This is a genomic window from Paenibacillus sp. J22FR5 (genome assembly GCF_059691975.1).
The window spans coordinates 19,188-29,441 of record NZ_JCAUAN010000048.1 but is presented as its reverse complement, the minus strand read 5'-3'; the positions used below and the strand labels follow the sequence as shown (position 1 = coordinate 29,441).

Here is a 10,254-nt window from a genome sequence, read left to right as displayed (position 1 = left end):
ATAACTACCAACGGTTTCAATCCAAACTGAAAAAACGCGCACCGATTGAGTATCGATGCGCTTTGGCAGCATAGCTTTTTTCATTTGTCTACTTGACAGGGGTATGACCAAACTCAACGTTAGCACGTGGTTTTTAATCTTCTTTCAACTCTTTGACCATCACATAGCTGCCAAACAGAAATACTAGATTTATATAAATGCAGAAAACCGCGGCTATATGTGGTCGCGGTCTTCCTCCATTGCTTCAATAAGCCTATCCAAGCCAATCGCACTGATCATCATTCTTTCCTTTTGATTGCCGAGCAACTGCTGCGACCAATCCACGAAACCACCGTCACCGATCGAGAGCTCTCTTCCGTTTATCTGCACTATAATCGTAAACTGTACGCCTTTATAGTAGGGATTGTTAGCGGTATCTGAGCTTTCGCAAATTACGATTTCTGGCAGCTGCTCTTGGATGTATTCACGTAGACGTTGAATGAGCCCTTTGGAATCGGTATAACCGTCAAGTTGCTTAAATCTCACCTTGATAGGGGTATCACATAAAGATTTGAATATGTTTTGATACAGATGAAGTTGTTCGAGTAGTGTCCTTTTTTCAAAGGAATAGGAGCCAGCATCCCTCCCGGAAGCAACCATATTGAATAAAGTGAAGTGAGTAAGCGATCCAGGGCTCGTAAATTTTTGCGCTCTTACCAGTCGATGTGTCGTACTGTATCTAACGGAATGTTCCCGATTTGATAATTTACCTTCCTTTAATAGCATACAGATGTGTAGTGCCAATACATTAGTAGCATCAGCTACCACCTCCGTTCCCCTCAAGGCCGATAAAACCTTATTTTGACTCGCAGGAGCAACCACGGAACACGAACCTAATGGAGCAACAGGTGATAGTTGAATGGGCTCATAAGCAGCCAATTGCGCAATGGTCAGCATGTCAATTTCCATTTGCTTCAACACGATTGGATTCGTAGACGAAGGCTGCACAAATCTGTTCGCAGTATAGGCTTTCATCAATTCACGCGGTGATATCTCACTTGTCTTCTTGCTAAATAACTCGAGTAATATCGTAGTTAGGTCGGATAAAGGGATTTGTTGACTCCATTCATCTAATAAATCTGGCTTGCCCAATTGGTCTAAAATTCGTTGTACACGCTTATGCGGAGTCACGGGTCACTCCCCCTAGGCTCGTAGTCAGATCTTCCGTCATTTTGATCTTGAGAATCGGGAAACGAATACAGACCGTTGTCCCGCTTGACTCCTCATTGTTCGCAATGTCTAGGCGATACCGATTTGTAAAAAAGGCTTCGAACCGCTCTTTCACATTGCGTATCCCATACCCGCCAGTGTTGCCTTCTCGCTTCTCATCCCAATTTTTTTTGAGTCCTACGCCATCATCCTTTATAGAGATGACCATATACTCCCCTGCTTCTTGCGCTTGTACGATGATGCTTCCGGTTAATCTTTCATTAAAACCATGCATGATGGCATTCTCAATAAAAGGCTGCAAGGTCATTTTCGGCATATACCATTCCTTCACATGCTCGGGAATATCGAAGGTTACCGCCAACCCCTCTTCCCATCGCAACTGTTGAATTTGTACATAACACTCCGCATGCATAAATTCTTCTCGTATTGTGATTAGACTCTCACCATTGGACAGTCCGATTCGAAACATTTTCCCCATCAGTTCAAGAATTCGGCTCAATTTATCTTGTCCTGCTGCTAGGGCCATCCAATTTAGCTGATCTAAGGTATTATATAGAAAATGAGGGTTTATCATCGCTTGTAACGCTTTGATTTCAGCCTTTTTTTGTTCTTTATATTGATTTTCTAACGATGAATAAAGCGCTTTAATCCGTTCAATTAATTTCCGGTACCCAGAGAATAAAACACCAAATTCATTGTGATAGTCTTCCGGTAAATTGATTTTATTGGCATTTGCTGAGTATCTCCCCATCTCATGAAGCAAAAGTCGGATTGGTTTAATAAATAAACCAGAGAAGTATAAAGCAAATAATAAAGAAATGACAATCGCTGAAAAGCCGACAAGTGCCAAAATGGATGCAATCCGCACACTCCCGCGGGTTAATTCACTCCATGGCGTAAGTTGAACGAGCGTCCAATTCGAATTATAATGCGTAGCCCATACCATTAACGTGTCCACCGCAGACGAAACCGATTTAGTTTCCGCTGAAGATCTCACTTTGACATAACCCGATTCTGCTTTCATTTCCGGCAAATAAGATTTAATCTTTTTTTGAAGCGAAGGCTCTCCTATAAAGGCAATCACCCGGCCTCCTGAATCTAATAAAACACGGTTGGAATCTGGCGTTTCGCCGCCAACCAAGCTTTGTATGGAAGAAGCTTGCACATTCAACAGCAGCAACCCTTGATATACCCCACCATTGGTGTAGACTTTCCGAGCAAAGCTAATGACATTTATACTGCCTTGAGCCGAGTTAATTGTATGTTGACCAACCCAAGTGAAGTCAGTATGATCCACTGAGCTATACCAATCTTGTGATTCAGCTTCTTTCTCATCATAATACGTAACAAGACTCTGTGATTTGGTTGGAATCACATTTTTCATATAAAAATCGATAGAGTGAATGATAGGTGTTGAGTAAATCACATTATTCAAAAATAATTCCAATTCCTCACGCTTTTGATAATTTTTATAGGAATCCGTCGTAATCACTTGATACTCATTCGTTACTATATTCCGAGAGACATTTAAGGAGACTTGCTCAATGGAACGCATTTGAATATCAATTTTATTGTATAATTCACCTAATAGCCCTTTTTGATAATAAGATGTCATTCGAACTACTTCTTGCGTCGAAAGAATGTAGGTCAACCAAATGACAATGGTTAGTAAAATAATTACGAAGCTAGCTAGTCCACCATATAATAGATAATCGATGCGGTATTTTTTAAATAAGTTCTTCATTTGCAAATCCGCCTTTATGTAATTAATTCAGCAGGAGTTATTCCAAAATGCTTTCTAAACGTTGTACTGAAATAGGGAATATTACTGTACCCCACATTTTTCGCGACCTCATAAATTTTGAACTTTCTTTCCAAAATCATCCGTTTGGCATTTTCCATCTTCACACTAATGATATAGTTATTAATGGTTTCCCCAGTTGCGTTCTTGAAGATTTGACTTAAATAATTACGTGAAATGTATACTTTCTCAGCAAGTTCTGCAATCGTAATATCCTTGGAGAAGTTTTCTTGAATATATTGCTTAATAAAATCAATCGCCAGCTTGTGTTTGAAGTTTTCTTGCCATTCTTGCCCCATACAGATTCGCTGAATTTTCTCCATCAACCATGTTTCATATTGTTCAACGGTGTAGAGTTGACTTAGTTCTCTTTCAATCGTCTCCCCCTGAAAAATATCATCCAAGCGAATATCTTCATCACCCAAAGCAAAGTTTAAAATCGCCCAAAATTGCGCACCCATTACGCTGAATTGAAGTGGGTTGGCATACTGATGCAAGGTACTCATATAGTTGTGGATGATCTTTTCGGCATTTTTCCCCTGCGTATTTTTGATATCTTCAATGAGCTGCTGATAAAACTTCATCGGTTTGGTCTTTATTTGAAGCGTATTCATAATAGGATTGTCGGACCTCGCATGCTCATAAACACCGGTTGAATGATATCCGCGAACATCAGGAGATAACAGCTGGAATGCCTCCTCCAAGGAATCTGACAGGTTGTACCAGTTGTCTTTAAGCCCTCCAATACCGATCTGAATGGCAATATGGAGGTATCTGTTCACGCAATCAATCATCTTACTTGCAAGGCTTCTGATCGTATCGATCTGCTCTGAATATCGCGCATGCTTCTCAAATTGAAGAATCAACGCTGCATGGTATCCATGCAATTCGACATAGTCAAATGTGATTTCTTCCTCATGAAGAATTTCTTGAATGATATTATGAATTGCAAATCGGAATAAATATCGATCCGGCGCTTGGACCTCAGAAATTCTTGTCGTTCTTACTATTTCAACACCTAAGACCAGATGGCTTTTTTCAATTTCATGTTGGAAAAAGAGATTCATCTCACTCCAATTGTTAGTTGTACCGGTAACAGCGGCTTTTAACCATTCCTTACGAACGAAAGGCTCATATACGTGCAGTTGGTCACGATACTTTTCATGTTCAACCTTCGAATTATTTTCTTGTTCGATTGCCTCAATCGTGCGCTGCAGCACTTCCGTAATCGTGTTTCTGGAAACGGGCTTCGATAAGTAATCTTCTACATTGAGTCTTAACGCTTGACGTGCAACTTCGAAATCAGAATAGCCGCTATGAATAAGAATTTTCCCTTTGTAACACTCTTCTCGCAAAGCTTCAATCATTTTCATTCCGCTCATGACGGGCATGTAAATGTCGGTGATCACGATATCTGGCTTCGTGGTCCGAATCAACTCCAGTCCTCGTTCTCCGTTAAGACTATCCCCTACCCATACGGCACCGATTTCTTCCCAAGGAATGACTTGCTTCATACCTTTGAGTACATGTCGGTCGTCATCGATAATCGCAATCTTCCACATGCCATTGCCCTCCTAGATTCCATTTACATCAAAGCGCCCCTTAAATTATAACATCGGAACACCCGCAAGTGGGTATCCATGTTAACTTAAGGGGCGCTCATTGGGATTTACGCCATCTTCGTCAACAGATCGGCATGATTATTTCTCATACTCTGCTGATTTTTTCTTTAGCTCGTCAAATCCTTGCTCAGGTGTCATTTTCCCGAACATAATCGATTCCGTAACTGTCTTGTAATCCTTCGTATCGAAGTTGTTCCATCCCGCCGCAGCTGGATTAAACTTTTGTGCGCTAGGCGCTGCCTTGCTAATCATGTCGATTGTCAATTTATCTGCTGCCGTAAATTTAGGCTGAAGCTGCCCAAGAATTAGATTAGAAACCGGCACCCCGCGTGTCGTACCCGAAATAGCACCCGCTTCCGGATCGTTGATAAACCAATCGATAAACTTTTTGGCTTCTTCTTTATTTTTGGAATCTTGGCTTACGCTGAAGAAGAATGTTGCCTTCAACCATCCTCCGCCTTGCTTATCCTTTGGCATGGCGGCTACGCCGATGCTGCCTGGCTTCAAGCTGTCCCAAGAGGATGCCTGCGCAGCATGTGCTGCCTTGAAAATCGTTTTTCCAGTAAGCATAAGATCAAGCTTCGGATCCAAGTCAACATCGCTAACAGATAGATCTGGCGGAGGTACTACGCCTTCTTTTCGTAAATCACCAATGATATGTATCCATTCCAACCAAGTATCCTTATCGAAATTAAATTTCCCCTCTGGTGTTACCGGATACCCTTTGCCTTTACTTAACTGGTAGGAGGTATACATATCCCGATTTCTTGTAATATCCCCCATTACGAAATGATCCTTGTCCAACTTCGACTTGATGTCTCGGGTAAGCTTGAAAAATGCATCCCAGGTAATACCGTCCGCTGGCAATTGAAAGCCAAGCTTATCTAATGCACTCTTGTCATAAATGAGTCCCCAAGCGTTACCGCCAAGTGGAACTGCCGTTTCCTTGCCTTTATATTTCCCCGCTTCTACAAGGTTAGGATCTACATCCTTTACATTGATGCTACTGAGATCAGCCAATTGATTTCTTGCGTTCCAATCCGCTAGCCACGCAGCGTCCATTTGAATAACATCGGGCGCGTTTTTGGCAGCAGCTTGCGTGGTCAGCTTGTCAATGTAGCCATCAAATCCAGAATATTCGGGTTCGAACGTGACATTTGGGTTTTTCTTTGTGTATAAATCAAGTATTTTCAATGTTGCATCGTGCCTTGGCTGTGATCCCCACCACATAATACGAAGTTTGACTGGTTTGTCGCTTGTGCTGCTGGTACTAGCTGCGGTACTTGTTTCTGCAGCTTTAGGCGTGGAATCTGCTGCACCACATCCTGCCAACGAGGCCCCTAATACTGTCGATAACATGGCAATCGCTAATCTTTTTCGCATTGTAGCCATTTGTCATAACCCCTTCATCGATAGATTGTATGATAATTTCATTTCTAATCATAAGAGTATGACGTATGCATGCCTATGATAGAATCCACCTATTTATTTCAATATACTACTCAGATCGGTGTTATCCCTTAATCCCTGTTGTGGCAATCCCTTCGACAAAATGCTTTTGAGCCATGAAAAAGATGATTGCGGAAGGAATCACTGAAATGAGTCCCATTGCTAATAGTTGTCCCCACTGTTGAGCAGACTGCGAGTCATTCAGCATTCTTAATGCTAGTCCGACTGTGTATTTATCAACAGAATTGATATAGAGCAAATGACCGAAGAAGTCATCCCAATTCCAAAGGAAGCAGTAGATAAGGACCGTTAATAGAGCAGGTTTCGTGAGTGGCAGCACAATTCTCCAATAGATGGCAAACCAGCTGCATCCGTCAATTTTAGCTGATTCATCCAGCTCTCGGGGAATTCCCCGAATAAATTGTACGAGTAAGAAAACGAAGAAGCTCCCACCGGCGCCCCCTGCCAAAGAATGCGGGACAATAAAAGGTAAATAGGTGTTGACCCAGCCAAGGCGATGGAACAACGCATACTGTGGAATAATCGTAACTTGGGCCGGCAGCATCAGGGTCAGCATTAAAATCGAGAACCAGAAATTTCGCAGGGGAAATGTAAGACGAGCAAAACCAAATGCAACTAGACTGCAGGAAAACACTGTCGTTACCAGAATTCCAGCTTCGAGCTGCAGGTTATTGATATAAAAATCAGTGAAGGAATGCCCCGGTATCGCATGCCAGCCTTTGGAGAAATTGCTCCAAACCGGTTTTGCCGGAAATAAGCCGGGCAAGCTTAATTCCTGGTTTGATTTTAATGAAGCCCCGATCCACCAAATGACGGGATAAATCATAACTACGCTCATTATAGCAAGGAGTCCATGCGTAAACACATGTTTCCGCCCGAAGAAGCTTGTCATTTCTCTCCCCCCTTTTCCGATTCATAGAATACCCAATACTTTGACGTTACAAAAATAGCAGAGGTTGAGCCGGCAATGATCAACAGCATGATCCAGGCAAGACCTGAGGCATATCCCATTTGAAGTTGACCGAACGCACGATCGTACAAATAGAGAGCGTATACATATGTAGAATTCATTGGGCCTCCTTGTGTAATGATCATAGCCGGTGTGAACATTTGAAAGGCGCCAATGATACCCATTACGATGTTAAAGTAGATCGTCGGTGAAAGCATCGGTAATGTGATTCTAAAGAATTGCCTCATTTTACTCGCCCCATCGACGGACGAAGCTTCGTAGAGGTCTTGTGGTATTTGCTTCAAACCCGCCAAAAAAATAACCATTGCTGAACCGAATTGCCAGACCACAAGCAAGACCAATGTCCCCAGGGCTGTATCAGGATCTGTTATCCACCCTGTTCCTTGGATGCCAAACAGACTAAGAATTTGATTGATATATCCTTCCTTACCAAAAATGTTTTTCCACAAGAGAGCTACGGCGATACTCCCTCCGATTAGGGATGGAAAATAAATCATAGTGCGGTAAATCGACATGCCCTTTATGCTTTTGGCCAACAAGATGGCAACCAGTAAAGCGGCAACTAGTCGCAGTGGTACAGAACCGAGAACATAGAGAGAAGTAACCTTAACGGACTGATAGAATCTCGTATCTACCGTAAAGATTTTCTCATAATTTCGGAGTCCTACCCAACTCGGCTCATCCAACAAAGAGTAATTTGTGAACGAATAATACAAGGAGAGAATCATGGGATAAAGACTTAATGTCAGGAAGCCAATCAACCAAGGAGAAATAAATAAATATCCTGTGAGGGGTGACTCCCAACGTTTCAGTTTAGCGAACCAACGTTTAGATAAAGAAGATTTAGAGGATGTAATCGTTGCTTCCATTCAGGTCACCTCGTTATGGTTTTAGCTAAGTATAAAGAGAAATGAGCACCTTTACTATAAGAGTAATCTCCTCTTTCTTTCAAAATACTCAGAAAATGATTAGGTGTATTTGCAGCAAAAAACAGGGCAAGGAATGATCCCCGCCCTGTCGTCCATTTAGTTTTATTACGTGCATTTGTAAGGAATCTCAGGATTTTTGCTGTCATCAATCATAGTTATCTTCATCAACACGTTCTACACGATCTATAATTAATTCTATTTCGGTCTCAAAATTCAAATGCAATGGAGCAGGAAGCAGGTCGAAAATCTCTTGGATCATCTCGACTTCAAGCATAGCATCCAGTGATAGAGGCAGGGCATCTTGACGGAGTACCCAATCGCGGACCGTCTCGATGAATACATAGAACGAAGATTGAAATTGATCAGCCACAGCTTCCTTCTCATCGCTTTGATAAGTGGTCATCGCCTGCCAGTTGTGAAGTGTACTATCTAAGGCTTGTTTGACTTTCGGATCCATAGGGTGCTCCTTTGTTTATGGGGGATGTTCTCGTTCATCATAAAGAGTTCATACTTATTACAACAGGTTCTTCCATCCGTGTCAAAAAGTGTGATTCTCGATCTTCGCCACGTTGCAGAGATCATTCATGTAAAAGAAAAATAGAACAACCACTCACATAAATGAGTGGTTGTTCTTAATTATTGGCTAAGTTGTCCCTACGAGGATGTTTCTTCGACCTATAACCGTGCCCATGCTTGCGCCTCCCGTTATAGCAAATACTTACGAATAAAGTACGTAGGCGTGCAGCTCCATGCATGACAATAGCTATTAATCAAATTGCTGCCGTAAGGCGATAGCTTTTTATCGTTAGGGTTGTAGATTTCCCAGAAGCAATCCGCTCCGTCTTTGACCATTTCGCCCCAATAAGCTCTAATTTGCTCCAAGGCTTTCTCGGGTCTGCCGCTCTCAAATAAAGCTTCTATTAAATGATGGTACATATACGGCGTTGTCATTCCGATTTCTGGCGGGGACTCGAATAGCCGATCCATCAATTCTCCATTTTCCTCCTCGTTCAACACGCCTGCCAATGCCATCCACACCTGCGATGCCCATGAAACCTGCTTGTTTACTCCACTTACAAAGAGGCTTGTTTTCGCATCCCATAAATGGTGAAGTGCGCTACTTGTCACACGACCGATTTGTTCAGAAATGAAAGCTGCCTCTTGCTCTCTTTCCAGCTCTTTCGCCAGTCCAAGACCTCTTTTGAGACAATACAACAGAATCGCTTGCGCGGATGCTTGCTTATTCAGCTCCGGATGCCAATCCGTGAAACACCACCAGGTATCATCATCACGAACTAATCCGTATTCATCCAGCCGCCCTAAGGCGATCTCGATTTGTTCAAGGGCAACAGGCCATAGTTCAACCAATGCTTCCTTATCCTGAGATGCCTCATAATAATCGTATAACGTCGCTACGAAGAAAAGCGAATAATCATAAAGCCTCGTATCATCGACTAATGGATTGGGCTTTTCAAAAACACAGGCCCCAACTGCACCGTCATCGAGTGTCATGCCGCCAAACAAATATAAGCAGCGCTTCACCAGATCATGATGATGGAAGGTCTGATAATTCGCCAACGCTTGGAGCCTTAAGTCCCCAATCCACAGCCTGCGATCCCGCTTCGGTCCGTCTTCAAACACCGTTTGCATGCAGTCCTGAAGCGTTTTGATGCTAATGGCATCGATCACTTGTAAATCTGCCGGAACATTATCGGGAAGCGGCGTTAGCTCTCTCACATCAGCAGAGGTAACAGCTCTGCAATGAATATCGGTAAAAGAAACCGTATACTTACGGGATGTATCGATAATCATCATCTTCACATACCGGAAGCAATATCGACGAGGCAGCTTTAGGACTGTAGGAAGAACATCAATATAGATCGTCTCTTCCTGCAGCCAGGATTTGCTCAACCAGCCCTCATAGCTGTCAAAAGGTTCCGCCACCTCACAAGGCATCTCGCCAAAGATTAGCTTCAGCCCAAGCGGGGCATCTTGAGGACTACCTACAGACTTGATCGCAAGGGAGATATAACCAACCTGATGATCGCCAAAATCCAGGATGAAGCTGTCATCCTTCCCGAAGGATTTTGTTTGTAATTCTGCGATACTACCCGTTTCTTGTGTCCTCCACCCTTGAAAAGCTTCCGTATCAGCGACCACTTCAATCACTGATTTAGGCAAAACGGTAGACTCGTGCAAATTAGGGGTAAGCTTCTCCGCCAATTCCACGAACTTTTGATGAGTTCCCATAAC

General features: G+C 42.7%; 8 protein-coding genes. All 8 read right to left on the bottom strand.

The window, feature by feature from the left end; all coding sequences use genetic code 11:
* Positions 1–213 precede the first annotated feature (213 nt).
* Positions 214–1,170, bottom strand: a complete 957-nt coding sequence (locus tag AC58P7_RS31915; protein WP_497350126.1) for a hypothetical protein — start codon at positions 1,168–1,170, stop codon at positions 214–216.
* Entirely contained in the window at positions 1,157–2,953 is a 1,797-nt protein-coding gene (locus AC58P7_RS31910; RefSeq protein ID WP_497350125.1) for a cache domain-containing sensor histidine kinase, read from the bottom strand. The genes AC58P7_RS31915 and AC58P7_RS31910 overlap by 14 nt, the downstream gene beginning before the upstream one ends.
* A gap of 14 nt (positions 2,954–2,967) precedes the next feature.
* Positions 2,968–4,572: a response regulator transcription factor gene (locus AC58P7_RS31905; RefSeq protein ID WP_497350124.1), complete on the bottom strand. Its 1,605-nt coding sequence runs from the start codon at positions 4,570–4,572 to the stop codon at positions 2,968–2,970.
* A gap of 138 nt (positions 4,573–4,710) precedes the next feature.
* A complete protein-coding gene (locus tag AC58P7_RS31900; protein WP_497350123.1) occupies positions 4,711–6,015 on the bottom strand; it encodes an ABC transporter substrate-binding protein in 1,305 nt (434 codons plus the stop codon).
* A gap of 130 nt (positions 6,016–6,145) precedes the next feature.
* The gene (locus AC58P7_RS31895; protein WP_497350122.1) at positions 6,146–6,994 is read right to left on the bottom strand and encodes a carbohydrate ABC transporter permease; all 849 of its coding nucleotides are present in this window, start codon (positions 6,992–6,994) and stop codon (positions 6,146–6,148) included.
* The gene (locus AC58P7_RS31890; protein WP_497350121.1) at positions 6,991–7,941 is read right to left on the bottom strand and encodes a carbohydrate ABC transporter permease; all 951 of its coding nucleotides are present in this window, start codon (positions 7,939–7,941) and stop codon (positions 6,991–6,993) included. The genes AC58P7_RS31895 and AC58P7_RS31890 overlap by 4 nt, the downstream gene beginning before the upstream one ends.
* A gap of 205 nt (positions 7,942–8,146) precedes the next feature.
* A complete protein-coding gene (locus AC58P7_RS31885; RefSeq protein ID WP_497350120.1) occupies positions 8,147–8,458 on the bottom strand; it encodes a hypothetical protein in 312 nt (103 codons plus the stop codon).
* Positions 8,459–8,706: 248 nt separating this feature from the next.
* Positions 8,707–10,251, bottom strand: coding sequence for an alpha-L-rhamnosidase-related protein (locus AC58P7_RS31880; RefSeq protein WP_497350119.1), 1,545 nt, complete (start codon positions 10,249–10,251; stop codon positions 8,707–8,709).
* Between the last annotated feature and the right edge of the window lie 3 nt (positions 10,252–10,254).